The sequence below is a fragment of the Porphyrobacter sp. ULC335 genome, from assembly GCF_025917005.1.
Lineage (GTDB): Bacteria > Pseudomonadota > Alphaproteobacteria > Sphingomonadales > Sphingomonadaceae > Erythrobacter.
This window is the reverse complement of sequence record NZ_CP078091.1, coordinates 2,022,463-2,036,349: the sequence shown is the minus strand read 5'-3', so window position 1 is coordinate 2,036,349 and position 13,887 is coordinate 2,022,463. Positions and strand designations below refer to the sequence as shown.

Sequence of the window (13,887 nt, the reverse complement as noted above, 5' to 3'; positions counted from 1 at the left end):
ACAAGCCGTGAATGGCTTACTTGGCTGCGGCGGCGGCCTTGCCGACCAGTTCATAGGTGATGGTGACGTTCACACCGGTGGAAATCTGTCCGGGTTGCACCGGCGTTGCCGCCGCCGCATCGGCAGCCCTTGCAACCGCCATTTTCGCTTCGATGATCTGGAAACTGTTGCTGACGGTCTCCGAAACGGCAAGCACCTTCACGCCCTCGTACCCGAGCATCTTTGCGTAGGCCTTGGCCTGCGCCTCGCCCCGCGCGACCGCGCGGCTGCGGGCCTGCTCTTTGGCGGCTGTGTCATTTTCGATGCTGAAGGCAGGGCCTGAGAGATCGTTGGCGCCGGACTCGACCAGTGCATCAAGCACGCGGCCCGTATCGTCGATCTTGCGCAGGATCACGCTCACGCGGTTGCCTGCCTGATAGGAACGGAACACCGGCCCAGCATCAGTATAGTCGTACTGCGCGCCCAGGTTGATCCCGCTCGTCTGGATGTCCTTTTCGGCAATGCCGAGCGCTTTGAGACGCGCGATCACCTTCGTCATTTCGGCAGCGTTCTGGCGCATCGCTTCTGTCGCGGTGGGTGCATTGGTCACGACGCCTGCGCCGATGGTGGCAAGATCGGGTGCACTCTCGACACTCTCGTAGACGGTGAGTTCGACCACGGGGCCGGTGGCGGCGATGTCGACCTGCGGGGCGGCGATGGCGGCGGCGGGCAAGGTCAGCGCCGTGGCGGCAAAAAGGGCGAGAGCGGGTTTAATCATGGGTCATTTCCTCCGGTTGGTCGTGCCTTTGGCGCGCTTCGCCTTTCGCGCGACTGAACCGCGTGCCGAACGCGGGCTTGTCGCTTGCCTGCCCAACCCCTAGGTGGCGCGGGTCATGGCACAGCCCCCCATCTTTTCGTTCGAAGGCCTCGCTCTCCAGCAGGGGGGGCGCTGGCTGTTCGGCGGTCCGACGCCGACGACGGGCGCGGCGCCGATCGATCTCCATGTGCTGCCGGGTGACAGGCTGGCGCTGATCGGCCGCAATGGCGCGGGGAAGACCACCCTGCTGCGGCTGGTTGCCGGACAGATCGATGCCGATCGCGGCCAGCGCCGGATCAAGCCCGGAACGCGGATCGTGTTTCTTGAGCAGGACCCGGATTTCACGCAGGCCGAAACACTGATGGACTTCGCGCTGAGCGGCGATGATGCCCCCGCTATGCACGATGTCGATGCGATTGCCGGGCAGCTCGGCATCGACATGAGCCGCCCCGCCGCCACCGCCAGTGGCGGCGAAAGGCGCCGCGCCGCCATTGCCCGCGCGCTAGCGCAGGAACCCGATCTGATCCTGCTCGACGAGCCGACCAACCACCTCGATCTTGCCGCGATCGATTGGCTGGAGGACTGGCTCTCGCGTTATCGCGGGGCGTTCATCACGATCAGCCACGACCGGACCTTCCTGACCCGCCTGACCCGTGCGACGCTGTGGCTCGACCGTGGCACCCTGCGGCGCAAGGAAGTGGGCTTCGGCGGCTACGAGGCGTGGGAAGAGACCGTCTATGCCGAAGAGGCCCGCAACGCGGATCGCCTAGATGCCAAACTGAAATTGGAGGCCCACTGGCTTGAGCGCGGGGTGACGGCTCGGCGCAAGCGCAATCAGGGGCGGCTTGAGAAGCTCTACCAGATGCGAGCGACGCGGGCGGCGATGATTTCGGGCGCGGGGACGGCGAAGCTGAAGCTTGCCAGCGATGCCGACTTCAAGTCGAAGTCGGTGATTGTCGCGGAAAACATTTCAAAGACTTACGGCGATCGTCCGATCATCAAACCGTTCACCCTGCGCATCCAGAATGGCGACCGCATCGGGATCGTCGGTTCGAACGGCGCGGGCAAGACTACCCTGCTGAGATTGCTCACGAAAGAGCTTGAGCCCGACACCGGCACCATCACCCATGCCCGCACCCTTTCAGGCGTGATGATCGACCAGCAGAGGAAACTGCTAGAACCGGGCGCGACAGTCCGCCAGATCCTTGCCGAGGGCGGGGACTGGATCGATGTCCGGGGGGTGCGCAAGCATGTGATCGCCTATCTCAAGGACTTCCTGTTCGATCCCGGTCTGGTCGACACCAAGATCGGCATTCTGTCGGGCGGAGAGCGATCGCGGCTGCTGCTCGCACGCGAATTTGCGCGGACCGCGAACCTGCTTGTGCTGGACGAGCCGACCAATGATCTCGACCTCGAAACGCTTGATCTTCTTCAGGAAGTCATCGCCGATTTCGATGGCACGGTGCTGATCGTCAGCCATGATCGCGACTTCCTTGACCGCACGGTGACCATCACCCTTGGGCTCGACGGGTCGGGCAAGGTGGATATTGTGGCGGGCGGATATGCCGACTGGGAAGCGAAGCGCAAAGCGCCTCTAGCAGGGGTCAAGACGGGGTCTAGCGGGGGTCAAAGCCGGTCTAACCCTGCGCAAAACGCCCCTGAAAAAACGCCCGCTCCAGCGGCCAAACTCTCCTACAAGGACCAGCGCGATTACGAGATCCTGCCCGCCCGGATCACGGAACTCGAAGCCGCAATCGCCAAGGGCGAGGCGTTGCTGAACGATCCCGAGCTCTATGCCAAGGACCCGCAAAGGTTCGCGACCATCAGCCAGGGCATCGCCAACGCCCGGTCTGAAAAGGACGCGGCAGAGGAACGCTGGCTGATGCTGGCCGAGCTGGTCGAGGGGTGAGCGCCCCCGCACCGGGGGACAGCATCGAGACATTGCGCGCACGGATCGCCGCCTGCACCCTGTGTGCAGCGCACCTCCCGCGCGGCCCGCGCCCGATTGCGCAGTTCTCCGCCACCAGCCGCTTGCTCATCATCGGACAGGCCCCCGGGACCAAGGTCCATGCCAGCGGTGTCCCGTGGGACGACGATAGCGGTGACCGGCTGCGCGATTGGATGGGCCTCGACAAACCCACCTTCTACGATCCCGCTCAGGTCGCGCAGATGCCGATGGGGTTCTGCTACCCCGGCAAAACGAGCGGTGGCGACGCCCCGCCCCGCAAGGAATGCGCCCCGCAGTGGCATGACGCGATCCTCGATCTGCTGCCGCCCGGGCGCCTGACGCTGCTCGTCGGCATCCATGCCCAGGCGCGCTATCTGCCGCATCTGAAGCGCCTCAGCCTTGCCGAGCGGGTGAGCCGGTTCGGGGAGGACCTGCCCTTCATCGCCCTCCCCCACCCCGCCTGGCGATCGCGCCTATTCATGGCGAAACATCCGTGGTTCGAGGCCGAGGTGCTGCCGCAATTGCGCGCAAATGTCCGCACGGCACTGGATCAGGTGATCCGGTAGAATTCCGCCACCCGCTCCAAAGCGATACGCAGCACCAGCTTGCCACTGCGTGCGGGCCAGCCGAGGGTCTTTTCCGCTTCGGGCAGCGGCTCGCCGGCGCAGACCACGCGCCACAGGATATCCTCCAACCCCTTGCCTGCCGCACGGATCGCGCCATCGAAGCGCTGGCGGGCGGCAATCTGGCGCTCGTTGGGCGCAAGGCCCCGCTCGCCGGTCGATTTCACCCGCACCGGATCCCAACGCATGGTGATGCTCGCCGAAAGCTGCGCGCGCTCGTAATCGCTGCGCAGCGCCTCGCCTGCATCAAACAGCCGGTGACAGAGATGGCCGCGCGCGTGGAGCCAGGCCAGCGGGCTTTCCGCAAGATTGACCGTGACCGAACGCGAGGATCGCAGCCCGCCGGGGCCAGCAGGCCGGCGGCGCGGCCCTTCCGGGGTGAGTTCACGTTCGACCAACTCGCGCTTCATGGCATTTCCTCCGTGTGTTGAACACGGCGGGACTTGCCAACACGGCGCAACTGTAGGAAAGAAGAAACCAATCCGGTTAATTGAGGCGTATGATGAGCAACCGTATCCGCGATATCCGCAAGGCCAAGGGGCTGACACTGGCCGATCTCGCCGCCGCCTGCGATCCGCCAACCACCGCGCAGACCATCGGTCGGCTTGAAACAGGGATGCGGCAATTGTCGCTCACCTGGATGAACCGCATTGCCGCCGCCCTGCAAATCGATCCAGCCAGCCTGATGCGCGCCGATGCCGCCGCCACGGCGCAGATCGTCGCGGAACTCGGTGCGGGCGGGCCGGATGCGCTTACCGCCCCGCGCGAAGCGCTGCTGCCGAGCGATCTGGCCAGCGAGGATGGCCCTGCCCCGCTGGTCCTCGCCGTAACCGAGAGTGTCGGCGAATATCGCCCCGGTGATCTGCTGTGGCTCCGCCCGCTCGATCCCGATCACGCCCAAAGCGCGATCAACCGCGATTGCCTGCTGCCCCGCCCCGGCGGGCGCTTCGCCTTCGGGCGGCTGATCGACCGGCGCGGCACGCTGGTCGGCCTGCTGCCGCCGGGTGCTGGGCAGAAGCAGGTGGTGGTCGACAATCCGGCATGGATCGCGGTCGCCTTCATGCTGGTCAGGCCGCTTTAAGTGTTTCGGCGTTAGACCTCCGCACCGTGAGACATGCCCTCGTCCTCTCGACGCTCTACCCCAACCCGGTCAATCCGCGGTTCGGTACCTTTGTGGCGCGTTCGATCGAGGCGCTGGCGAAGCGCGGCGACTGGCGGGTGACACTGGTCAATCCCATCGGCCTGCCGCCGCTGGCGCTGGGCCGCTACCGCCCGCTTGCCGATCTGCCGGAGGTGAGCGTGGAAGGTGCCATCACCGTCCACCGCCCGCGCTTCACCCTGATCCCGCGCATCGGCGCGCGGCGCAACGCAGCCGCCATCGCCCGCGCAGTGCTACCGCTGGCGCGCCGCATCCACGCCGAAACGCCGATCGACCTGATTGACGCGCAGTTCTTCTTCCCCGATGGCCCCGCCGCTGCCGAGATTGCCGACGCAATGCAGCTGCCGCTTTCGATCAAGGCACGCGGGAGCGACATCACGTTCTGGGGCGCGCAGGATTTCGCCCGCAGGCAGATACTGGACGCTGCCCGCGCGGCCACAGGGCTGCTGGCCGTCAGCCACGATCTCGCCGCGCAGATGGCGGCGATGGGTATGGATGCGGGCAAGATCACGGTGCATTACACCGGGCTCGACCGTGACCGTTTCCGGCCCTTCGATCATCCGCAACTGCGCCGCCAGCTGAGCGAGGAGCTGGGCTTTGCGCTGCCTGACAATGCCCCGCTGCTCGCCTGCGTCGGCGCGCTGATCGAGCGCAAGGGACAAGGCATCGCGATTGCCGCGCTGCGCGACATTCCGGGCGCGCGGTTGGTGCTGGTCGGCAAGGGCGAGGACGAGGCGCGGCTGCGCGCGCAGGCGGCGAGCGAGGGGGTGGCCGAGCGGGTGCACTTCGCGGGATCGATCGATCACGACATCATGCCGCTGATCCTGTCCGCCGCCGATGTGATGGTGCTGCCCACAGCCAACGAAGGGTTGGCCAATGCCTGGGTCGAGGCGCTTGCCTGCGGGACGCCGGTGGTGACCTGCGATGTCGGCGGTGCGCGTGAGCTGATCACGAGCGATACCGCAGGGCGGCTGGTCGAGCGCAACCCCGCTGCTGTGGCGGCAGGGGTCAACGCCGTCCTCAACAACCCGCCCCCGCGCGAGGCGGTGGCCGCGCTGACGGAAGCATTCAGCTGGGAGGCCAACGCCGCTGCGCTGGCTGCGCATTATGAAAGTCTGGTCGGCGAGGCCTGAGCCCCGCCTTCCCGCTTACACTTCCCCGCGCGCGATCTTTTCCTGACGGTCGACCGCGCTCTCGGTCGGCACGAAGCTGTTTGAGGTCACCCCCATCCAGATCAGCAGCGGACCGGCCATGTAGACCGACGAATAGGTGCCGATGAACAGGCCGACGGTGATCGCCGCGACCATGCCGAACAGGCTCGGCGGGCCAAAGATCAGCAGCGGGATCAGCGCGATGAACAGCGTCAGCGAGGTCATCACCGTGCGCGCCAGCGTCTCGTTGACCGACAGGTCGAGCAGCTCGCCCATCGGCATCTTGCGGTACTTCTTCAGGTTCTCGCGGATGCGGTCATAGACCACGATGGTGTCGTTCAGCGAGTAACCGATGATCGCAAGGATCGCCGCGACGATCTGGAGGGAGAACTCCATCTGCGTCAGCGCGAACAATCCGACCGTCACCGACACGTCGTGCACCAGCGCGAACATCGCGCCGACGCCGAACTGCCATTCGAACCGGATCCAGATGTAGAGCGAAACCGCCGCCATCGCCGCCAACAGCGCGAGGATCGCCTGATCGCGGAACTCGCCTGCGACCTTGCCCGAGACAGTGTCGTTACCGTCGCGGCGCGCGTCGGGGTATTCGGCCTTGATCGTGGCGATCACCTTGTCGCCGATCGCGTCTGCGGCACCGGATTGATCCTCGACCCCCTCAGGCAGGGCCACGCGGATCGACACCTGATTGGGCGCGCCGAATTCCTGCACCACCGGATCGCCATAGCCGAGGCCGCCGACCAGTTCGCGCAAGCTCGCAATCGGTGCGGTCTGGCGCTGCTGGAAGGTCATGCGCACTTCCTGCCCCCCGGCGAAATCGACGCCGAAGTTGAGGCCGTTGACCGCCACCGCAGCCCAGCTGCCGATGATCAGCACCAGGCTGAGCACGAAGAACGGCACGCGCAGCTTCAGGAACTTGATGTTGGTATTGTCGGGGACGAGCTTCAGGAGTTTCATCGTCTCGTGCTCCTCAAATGTTGATGTCGTTGGGGCGCGCCTTGCGCAGCCAACCGGCGACGAACATGCGGGTCAGCGTCACGCCGGTGAACACCGAGGTCATGATGCCGATAATCAGCACCACCGCGAAGCCCTTGACCGGCCCCGAACCGAAGGCGAACAGCGCGACCCCGGAAATGACGTTGGTGAGGTTCGCGTCCCAGATCGCGCGGCTTGCTTCCTTGTAGCCGGTCTCGACCGCCGCGATCACCTTGCGGCCGCGTGCGCGTTCCTCGCGGATACGCTCGTTGATCAGCACGTTGGCGTCCACCGCCGCGCCGATCGTGATGACAAAGCCCGCGATCCCCGGCAGGGTCAGGGTGAACCCGCCCGCGGCCATCAGGCCAAGCAGCATCAGCACGTTGAACACCAGCGCGACGGTCGCATAGACGCCGAAGCGGCCATAGGTCGCGATCATCAACGCGATCACCGCAAGGCTGCCGATGCCCATCGCCAGCAGGCCCTTGCGGATCGAATCCGCGCCAAGGTCCGGCCCGACGGTGCGTTCCTCGACAATCGCCAGCGGCACCGGCAGCGCGCCGGATCGCAGCGCAATCGCCAGCTGGTTCGAGCTTTCCGGCGTGAAGCTACCCGAAATCTGCGCGCGCCCGCCCTGGATCGGTTCGTTGATATTGGGGGCCGAAAGCACCTGCCCATCGAGAATGATCGCAAAGGGCTTGCCGACATTCTCGGTCGTCAGCTTGGCGAACTTGGCCCCGCCTTGCGCATCGAAGGCAATGTTGACGACGCTCTGGTTGCTCTGCGGATCGACCCCGGCCTGCGCGCCGGTCAGATTGTCGCCGCGAATGCCGCCGAGGCGTCGGACCGCGATGAAGCTGCCCTGTTCCGGCGTGCCGGGGGCGAAGGGGAAAATCTCGCTACCAGCCGGGGCGATGCCCGCCTGCACATTGCTGGGCAGGGCATTGAGATCGACCAGCTTGAATTCGAGCTGCGCGGTCTGGCCGAGCAGGTTCTTCAAGGCCTCGGGGTCCTGAAGGCCCGGCACCTGCACCACGATGCGGGTGTCGCCCTGACGAATGATCGTCGGCTCGCGCGTGCCGAGTTCGTCGATACGGCGGCGCACCACTTCGGTCGCGCTGTCCATCGCATCGTCGATGGCCTGATTGACCCCGGCATCGGTCTGGCTGAGCACCATGCGCTGGCCATCGACCACCTTCAATTCCCACTCGCGCACGGTAGTCTGGCCCTGCATGGTCGGCTCGATCAGCCCGCGCGCACGATCAATGTCGGCCGCGCTTTCGAGCATGAAGGACAGCTCGCCGCCCGCGGTCGACACGTCGCCGATGCGGATGCGCGGCTTGGCGTTGCGCATCAGCTGGCGGACGGTCTCTTCCATGTTGGTGAGCCGCTGGGCGCGCACATCGCCCGCCTTGGCTTCGAGCAGCAGGTGCGAGCCGCCGGCAAGGTCAAGCCCGAGGTTGACCTGCGGGTTCGGCAGTGACGCGGGCCAATCCAGCCCCGCCACATTGAACAGCGAAGGCAGCGCCAGCAGCGATGCCGCCAGCGTTGTCGCCCACAGGGACAGCTTTTTCCATAAGGGGAAGTCGAGCATTGCGTCAGGGTCTCACACGCAAAGGGGGAGAATGGCGGGCGCCGCGCGCCCGGCCGGATCAATCGTTGGCGGGGCTGCCGCCGGGAGGGATGATGTCGCCGATGGTGGCCTTGATCGCCTTCACCCGCACATTGGTGCCCAGTTCCAGTTCGACATAGATGTCGTCGACCTTGATCACCTTGCCGACGAGCCCGCCCGCGGTGACGACCTGATCGCCCTTCTTGACGGCGGCGATCTTGGCCTGATGCTGCTTCTGCTTCTTCATCTGCGGAGCGATGATCAGGAACCAGAAGATCGCGATCATGCCGATAATCGGCAGGAAGCTGATCCATGCGGGCGGTGCGCCAGCGGCACCTGCGGCGGCGGCGAGAAGGTCGAATGTCATGCGTTAAAGCCTGTCAGGATCCCGTTGAAGATATCGGGGGCTGCGCTGTCCCGCACGCACCCGAAAATGCGGCAGTCCGGCGTCCCCTCCCGTTCAAGTGGGCGCGCCTAGCAGCATTGCAAGCGACCCGCAATCGCGCGGGGGCAAGAGCGGTGCATCGCAGCCACACCACTTCCCCGCCAAACCCGCTTGCAACCCTTGGCCCTCCCCCCTATAGGCCCCCCTCCACTGGTGACGGGACGTAGCGCAGCCTGGTAGCGCATCACACTGGGGGTGTGGGGGTCGGAGGTTCGAATCCTCTCGTCCCGACCAGTGGAATTTTCTTTTTTGCAGGCAAGATCAGGCGGCTGGGCCGCTGGTCTAGGCCGTCGGGGCGGCACCGCCCGTCGCACCGCCGCCGGTCGCCGCACCGCCTGTTGCAGCACCGCCTGTTGCCGCTCCACCTGGCGCAGCACCGCCTGTTGCTGCACCCCCGCCTGAACCGCCTCCCGACGCACCACCCGTTCTAGTCGGCAGAGTCGGCGCCGTGGGAACCTCGCCGGGCGCGAGTTCAGTCCGCTCGCGGCTGGCCCGCGCCGTATCGACCGCCTGATTGGCGCTGATCCGCGCGCGGTCGGTCTCGCCCGCTATCTCCATTTCGCGTTCGGGGTTGAGGGTGTTGAGCCGCAACCGGTCGACTGTTTGCGAGGAGGCAATCCGGTCAAGCGGCACCTGATCCGTGCGGAACTGTAATTCGACCGAGGAATTGAGGTCAGCCGAGGCATTGGTGCGCTCCTCGGTCTGGGTGTCGGTGGTGCGCACGAAGCCGATGCTCGAACTGACCGCGGCCGAGGCGCTGAACGGTCCCCACCCGCCAGAGGCACTGGCCGAAACCGAATGCCGCGTGTCAAACCCGGTATGCGCCTGTTCTGCCGCCGCCGAAGTCGCGTCGATATGAAACCGCATCGAAGCATGGATGCGCCCGGAATCGATCACGATCCGCTGCATCCCCATCTGGATCATCGTCGCCAGCATCCCCTGCCGGTTGCGCGCCAGCGAGCGTTTGACGAAGGCAACCAGATCCTGCGGACTGGTGGGCACTTCGGCATCGGCTTCTGTGCCCAGCGCGGCGCGGATCGCATCGGCGCTGGGGGCCGCACCGCGCGTGGTCAGCCGGATCGGATCAAGCTCCTCCTCGGGATCGAGCCGGGCGCGCTCCACATCCTCGGGATCGGGCTCTTCGATGGCGTAGCTTGATGGGAATTGCTCCGCCAGCCAGCGCTTTGCCGCGTCGTCACCCCCGCCCCCCAGCGAGGCATAGCCATCGAGCGACTGCGAGACTGCGCGCACCAGATCGAGATATTGCTGCAACTGCGCCTGATTGGTTTCCAGCATCGCGCGGAACACGCCCTGGATCAGTTCGGAGACAAATCGCGGGAAGCTGATCGCCTGGAGCGTGCGGCGCGCGGTATCGGCCATGTTGGCGACCGCGTTGCCACCATAGGCTCCGGCCGCATTCATTCCCCGAGCAAGAGGCTTCGCAGGCGGTGCGGCGGGCGTCGTGCCGTCGGAATCGAGCAATTGCGCGGCATGGGCGATGCGCACCAACGCGCGGGCAATGTCGCGGCGCTCGTCCTCGCCCAGTGCTTGTGCCGCACCGTCCCGCGTCAGCGCCTCGCGCACGGCGAGGCGGAGTTCGGCCGGGGGGCGCTCAAGCTCGGGCAGCGGCATGGGCCTAGCGCCCCAGATCGTGCCAGCCCGAGCTCGCCTGCGGCCTGCGTTCGGCGGGTGCAGCCGGAGGGCCATCGTCGCCGCGCACGATCGAAAGCGTTTCGTCAATCCAGTCGATTGCGGCATCGACCACCAGATCGCCGGCCGCGACCATGGGCCCGCCCGAAGATTCGAGCCGGTCGACATTGTCGGCAAGCCAGGCCAGCAGTGCCATACCCGCCCGCCCGCGCCGCAGATGGGTCAGGGTCGGGCGGGCAGGCCGTTTGAGGCGGCGGTCGATAGAGGCGACCGCATCCCACATCGTGCGCCCGCCAAGCATCATGCGCAGATCGGGGTGATTGAGGATCGCCACCGCTGCCGACAGGCTGGAGAGTATCTCGCCCGCCAGCATCTGCACCACGCCATTTGTGGCCTGCGCCAGATTCTCAGCGAGCGTAAGCGCCGCCGAACGCACCCGCGCATGGCTGCCACCCTCGACCGCTTTCATCAGCGCATCGCACAGGTTGAGCAACAGCTCCTCGAATTCGTGGTTGGAGCCGGTGGCTATGTCCTGCGGCCCTGCGGGCGCGCCGAACAGGCGGTCGAACAGCGCCAGCCGCTCGGTCTCGCTGGCGCGCTGGTGACGGTCGTCCCAGAAGGCCTCGATCAATGGGGCGGCCGTGCCGGGATCGCCTTGCACCGCGCCGCTGCGCAGCAGCCGGGTGAGATCGTCGGCCGCCTGGATCACGCCTGCCGCCTCCAGCGTCGAGGCGAGGTAGAGGCTTGCCGCCGCACGCAGCTGGATCGCGTCGGCGCGCGCGGCAGGAGGGAGTTCGGGCAAGTCGAGCTCGGCGAGCATCGTCGATTGCAGCTCGCACGACAGCAGCAGCGCGCCTGCCTCGTCCAGCGCCCGGCGCAGGCCGAACGGCGCGGTGGTATCGAGCGCGGCGACCATCCGTGCGTTCATGTTGTCCCCCCTGCGGCCGGCGCCGCTGCGGGCGCGCCTGCCGGCATGGACCGCGGCGCAGTCGGCTGGGCATTGCCCTGGATCGCGCCGATCATTTCAGGCGTCGCCATCTTTTCAAGCGGCAGGTAATCGGACTTGAAGTTGACCCGCACCTCGCCCTGCAACCGCGCCGACATTTCGAGCTTGGACTCGCTGGTCTCGTCCACCCCGGTGCTGACCGTGGCGACATGCGACTGTTCGTTGACGTTCACCGATCCGCCGCCAAAGCCGAGGAAAGTCCCGCCGAAGGCTGATGTGTTGCGGTTGCGGCTGGTTTGACGGTCGGAGGCCGATGCGCGGTATTGCCGCTTCGCCTCGTCGGTGGAGCGCATGTCGAACTTCACCTTGGCGTTGATCGTGCCGTCGGTCACGACGATGCGGTTGATCCCCAGCATCACCATCGAAGCGAGCAATTGCTGGCGGGATTTCGCCATCTGCAACCGCGCGGCGTTGACGAACACCGTCTCCGCTTCGGCATCACTGATGTCGGTCACCGGCTGGCCCGGCATGCCCAGCGTGTTGTGGATCTCGGTCAAGGCAGTCTCGCCGTCCTCGGCGATCACCTTGAGTGATGAACTGCCATCCTCGCCCACTTCGACGTCGACCAGATCGGGAAAGCGCTGCGCCAGATAGTCGCGGCCCTGCCCCATGCCGATATTCTCGGCCATGTATTCATCGGCCGTCTTGGCCACGGCGGCGACGAGTTCGCCGTAAGCCCGCATCTGCTCGATCGAGGTCTCGACGATCACCTTGAAGACATTGTTGATCAGCCCGCCGACGAACGCCGGGAAGTCGACCGTCTTGACCAGATTGCCGAACTGTTCGGTGCCTTCGCGCGCCGCCCCGCCGACAAAATCCTTGCCCGCAAAGCCGGGTGACCGGGAGAGGTTCTGGCGGGTCTGCTCGTTGGCATCGGGCCGGCGGTTCTGCGCTTCGGCGAGCGGCGCAGGGGACGCGGAGGATTGTTCGACCACCCGGTTGGGGTCGTTCATATAGGCCAGCACCTTGACCATGTCGTGCGCCAGCTTGCCCTGCTCTTCGCCGCTCAACTGGGCATAGGCGGGGATGCGGGTCAGCATCGCCTGCACCTGCGGGCGCACCGCTTCGAGCGATTGGGCCGATATGCCCGGCGGCGCCGTGGGGGTGACCGCGCTCATGGCTCAGGCCCTTGCCGGTACGGGTGCCGGTGCCGCCGCAGCGGCGGGCGCGGGTGCTCCGGGTGCCGGCGCGGGGGCTTGCGCCGGACCCGGAACATATTGCGGCTTGTTGTGATCGATCGGCTTCGAGCGCATCTGGATCGCCGCCATCATCTCGGGCGTCGCCATCTTTTCGAGCGGCAGATAATCCGATTTGAAGTTGACCTCGACGGCACCCATCAGGCTCGCTTTGGCCGAGAAGTTGTCGGTCTGCGTCTCGCTCGCCATCGATTGGGCGGTGATGATCGGCTTCTGGGCGTACTTGTATTTGCCCTTGGTGTAGTAATCGGCGTCGTAGCTGCCGGTGTAGGTGCCCTTCCCGCTTTCGTAGGTGTAATCGCGGGTGCGCTTTCCCTTGTCGCTGGTCTCGCTTTCGCCTTCCTCTTCGGTCGTCAGGATCATGTTGCCCTGCGCGTCGCGGGCAAAGTCCCGCGCCTGCGCGCTGCGCGACAAGACCCGCTGGCTGGACGCATTGAAATCGTACATGATCTTGGCCTGGATCTTGCCGTTGGTGACGACAATCCGCGACAGGCCCATCAGCACCATCGTTGCCAGCAATTGTTGGCGCGAGGTCGCGATCTGCTGGCGCGAGGCGAGGATCAGCGTCTGGGCGACTTCGGGATCGGACACATCAATGGATTCGATCGCGCTGTCAGTGTGCTGGCCCAGTGACTGTTGCACCTGCGCGAGCGCCGCGTCCTGATCGACCCCGTCCTTCAGTTTCAGCGTCGGTTCGCCTGCGCCCGTCAGCGCGTCGACGCCGATGTCGAACACGTCGGGGAAGGCATCGACCAGATTGTCCTTGCCGTCGTCGGACGTGGTGTTGTCATCGCGAAACTGGTTGAGCGACTTCGACACGTCGGCGACCATCTTGGAATAGGCTTCCATCTGCTGGATGTTCGACGTCACAATCGAATTGAACACCCCGTCGATCAGGCCGGACACGAATTCGACGAAATTGACCTGCCGCATGAACTCGCCCGCGACCGCCGCGCCCTCGCGCGCCGCGCCGGCGGTGAAGGGGTCTTCGCCGATGGCGGCGACAGCTTCCTGGTTCGACTCCCACTGGTCGTTTCCGCCCGCCATCGCCTGCGAGGAGACGGACGCAGCGCCCGGCACCTGACTACCCACCAAGGCATCAGCAATCAGCGCGGTGTCGCGCGCCACTTGCTGCTGGCGCGCGGGCGGCAGCTCGTGGAACGAGGGAGAGGCGCGGAGCAGATCGTGCACCTTGGCGCGCACTTCCGGGCGGGGCGCGGGCAGATCGGCGGCGGCAGGATCGGGCGATGGGGCAAAAGCAAGCGCGGTCATGGTGGTCATCCTTCAGAGCCGCTCGCCTCGGACAGC

General features: G+C 66.0%; 13 protein-coding genes and 1 tRNA gene. 5 read left to right on the top strand and 9 right to left on the bottom strand.

Translation table 11 applies throughout. The features are described 5' to 3' along the window. Nucleotides 1-16 precede the first annotated feature (16 nt). Complete coding sequence (locus KVF90_RS09685; RefSeq protein ID WP_264391381.1) at nt 17-757, bottom strand: SIMPL domain-containing protein; 741 nt, start codon at nt 755-757, stop codon at nt 17-19. 115 nt (nt 758-872) lie between these two features. Here KVF90_RS09685 and KVF90_RS09680 point away from each other — a divergent pair, with 115 nt between their 5' ends. Further along, nucleotides 873-2,705, top strand: coding sequence for an ABC-F family ATP-binding cassette domain-containing protein (locus tag KVF90_RS09680; protein ID WP_264391380.1), 1,833 nt, complete (start codon nt 873-875; stop codon nt 2,703-2,705). Beyond that, nucleotides 2,702-3,310: a uracil-DNA glycosylase family protein gene (locus KVF90_RS09675; protein ID WP_264391379.1), complete on the top strand. Its 609-nt coding sequence runs from the start codon at nt 2,702-2,704 to the stop codon at nt 3,308-3,310. Before KVF90_RS09680 ends, KVF90_RS09675 begins: the two co-directional genes overlap by 4 nt. On the opposite strand, the gene KVF90_RS09670 is transcribed toward KVF90_RS09675, so the two are convergent. Continuing rightward, the gene (locus KVF90_RS09670; protein ID WP_264391378.1) at nt 3,295-3,777 is read right to left on the bottom strand and encodes a DUF6456 domain-containing protein; all 483 of its coding nucleotides are present in this window, start codon (nt 3,775-3,777) and stop codon (nt 3,295-3,297) included. The two genes, KVF90_RS09675 and KVF90_RS09670, sit on opposite strands and share 16 nt — an antisense overlap. A gap of 92 nt (nt 3,778-3,869) precedes the next feature. Between KVF90_RS09670 and KVF90_RS09665 the strand changes: the two genes are divergently transcribed. Both KVF90_RS09665 and KVF90_RS09660 read left to right on the top strand, forming a co-directional pair. Next, nucleotides 3,870-4,448: a helix-turn-helix domain-containing protein gene (locus KVF90_RS09665; RefSeq protein WP_264394469.1), complete on the top strand. Its 579-nt coding sequence runs from the start codon at nt 3,870-3,872 to the stop codon at nt 4,446-4,448. 26 nt (nt 4,449-4,474) lie between these two features. Continuing rightward, nucleotides 4,475-5,659 carry a glycosyltransferase gene (locus KVF90_RS09660; RefSeq protein ID WP_264391377.1) on the top strand — a complete coding sequence of 395 codons (1,185 nt, stop codon included), beginning with the start codon at nt 4,475-4,477 and terminating at the stop codon, nt 5,657-5,659. Between the two features lie 15 nt (nt 5,660-5,674). On the opposite strand, the gene secF is transcribed toward KVF90_RS09660, so the two are convergent. The 3 genes from secF to yajC are packed head-to-tail and all read right to left on the bottom strand — an operon-like array spanning nt 5,675 to nt 8,649. After that, on the bottom strand, nt 5,675-6,652 hold the full coding sequence (gene secF, locus KVF90_RS09655) for a protein translocase subunit SecF (protein WP_264391376.1): 978 nt from the start codon (nt 6,650-6,652) through the stop codon (nt 5,675-5,677). A gap of 13 nt (nt 6,653-6,665) precedes the next feature. Continuing rightward, entirely contained in the window at nt 6,666-8,264 is a 1,599-nt protein-coding gene (secD, locus tag KVF90_RS09650; protein WP_264391375.1) for a protein translocase subunit SecD, read from the bottom strand. Nucleotides 8,265-8,322: 58 nt separating this feature from the next. After that, on the bottom strand, nt 8,323-8,649 hold the full coding sequence (gene yajC / locus KVF90_RS09645; RefSeq protein WP_264391374.1) for a preprotein translocase subunit YajC: 327 nt from the start codon (nt 8,647-8,649) through the stop codon (nt 8,323-8,325). Nucleotides 8,650-8,884: 235 nt separating this feature from the next. Here yajC and KVF90_RS09640 point away from each other — a divergent pair. Continuing rightward, nucleotides 8,885-8,961, top strand: a tRNA-Pro gene (locus tag KVF90_RS09640). A 48-nt stretch (nt 8,962-9,009) separates the two neighbouring features. Here the strand turns inward: KVF90_RS09640 and KVF90_RS09635 are convergent. From KVF90_RS09635 to KVF90_RS09620, 4 genes are read right to left on the bottom strand one after another with little or no spacing between them, the layout of a single operon-like run. After that, nucleotides 9,010-10,359: a hypothetical protein gene (locus KVF90_RS09635; protein WP_264391373.1), complete on the bottom strand. Its 1,350-nt coding sequence runs from the start codon at nt 10,357-10,359 to the stop codon at nt 9,010-9,012. Nucleotides 10,360-10,363: 4 nt separating this feature from the next. Next, on the bottom strand, nt 10,364-11,305 hold the full coding sequence (locus KVF90_RS09630; protein ID WP_264391372.1) for a hypothetical protein: 942 nt from the start codon (nt 11,303-11,305) through the stop codon (nt 10,364-10,366). Further along, on the bottom strand, nt 11,302-12,501 hold the full coding sequence (locus KVF90_RS09625) for a hypothetical protein (protein WP_264391371.1): 1,200 nt from the start codon (nt 12,499-12,501) through the stop codon (nt 11,302-11,304). The genes KVF90_RS09630 and KVF90_RS09625 overlap by 4 nt, the downstream gene beginning before the upstream one ends. 3 nt (nt 12,502-12,504) lie before the next feature. Continuing rightward, a complete protein-coding gene (locus KVF90_RS09620; protein WP_264391370.1) occupies nt 12,505-13,851 on the bottom strand; it encodes a hypothetical protein in 1,347 nt (448 codons plus the stop codon). Nucleotides 13,852-13,887: the final 36 nt, after the last annotated feature.

Excerpts from the sequence above, each read along its gene's own strand:
- KVF90_RS09685 (WP_264391381.1), bottom strand. The coding sequence starts at position 757 with ATGATTAAACCCGCTCTCGCCCTTTTTGCCGCCACGGCGCTGACCTTG.
- KVF90_RS09665 (WP_264394469.1), top strand. The coding sequence starts at position 3,870 with ATGAGCAACCGTATCCGCGATATCCGCAAGGCCAAGGGGCTGACACTG.
- KVF90_RS09630 (WP_264391372.1), bottom strand. The coding sequence starts at position 11,305 with ATGAACGCACGGATGGTCGCCGCGCTCGATACCACCGCGCCGTTCGGC.
- secD (WP_264391375.1), bottom strand. The coding sequence starts at position 8,264 with ATGCTCGACTTCCCCTTATGGAAAAAGCTGTCCCTGTGGGCGACAACG.
- secF (WP_264391376.1), bottom strand. The coding sequence starts at position 6,652 with ATGAAACTCCTGAAGCTCGTCCCCGACAATACCAACATCAAGTTCCTG.
- KVF90_RS09635 (WP_264391373.1), bottom strand. The coding sequence starts at position 10,359 with ATGCCGCTGCCCGAGCTTGAGCGCCCCCCGGCCGAACTCCGCCTCGCC.
- KVF90_RS09670 (WP_264391378.1), bottom strand. The coding sequence starts at position 3,777 with ATGAAGCGCGAGTTGGTCGAACGTGAACTCACCCCGGAAGGGCCGCGC.
- KVF90_RS09625 (WP_264391371.1), bottom strand. The coding sequence starts at position 12,501 with ATGAGCGCGGTCACCCCCACGGCGCCGCCGGGCATATCGGCCCAATCG.
- yajC (WP_264391374.1), bottom strand. The coding sequence starts at position 8,649 with ATGACATTCGACCTTCTCGCCGCCGCCGCAGGTGCCGCTGGCGCACCG.
- KVF90_RS09620 (WP_264391370.1), bottom strand. The coding sequence starts at position 13,851 with ATGACCGCGCTTGCTTTTGCCCCATCGCCCGATCCTGCCGCCGCCGAT.
- KVF90_RS09680 (WP_264391380.1), top strand. The coding sequence starts at position 873 with ATGGCACAGCCCCCCATCTTTTCGTTCGAAGGCCTCGCTCTCCAGCAG.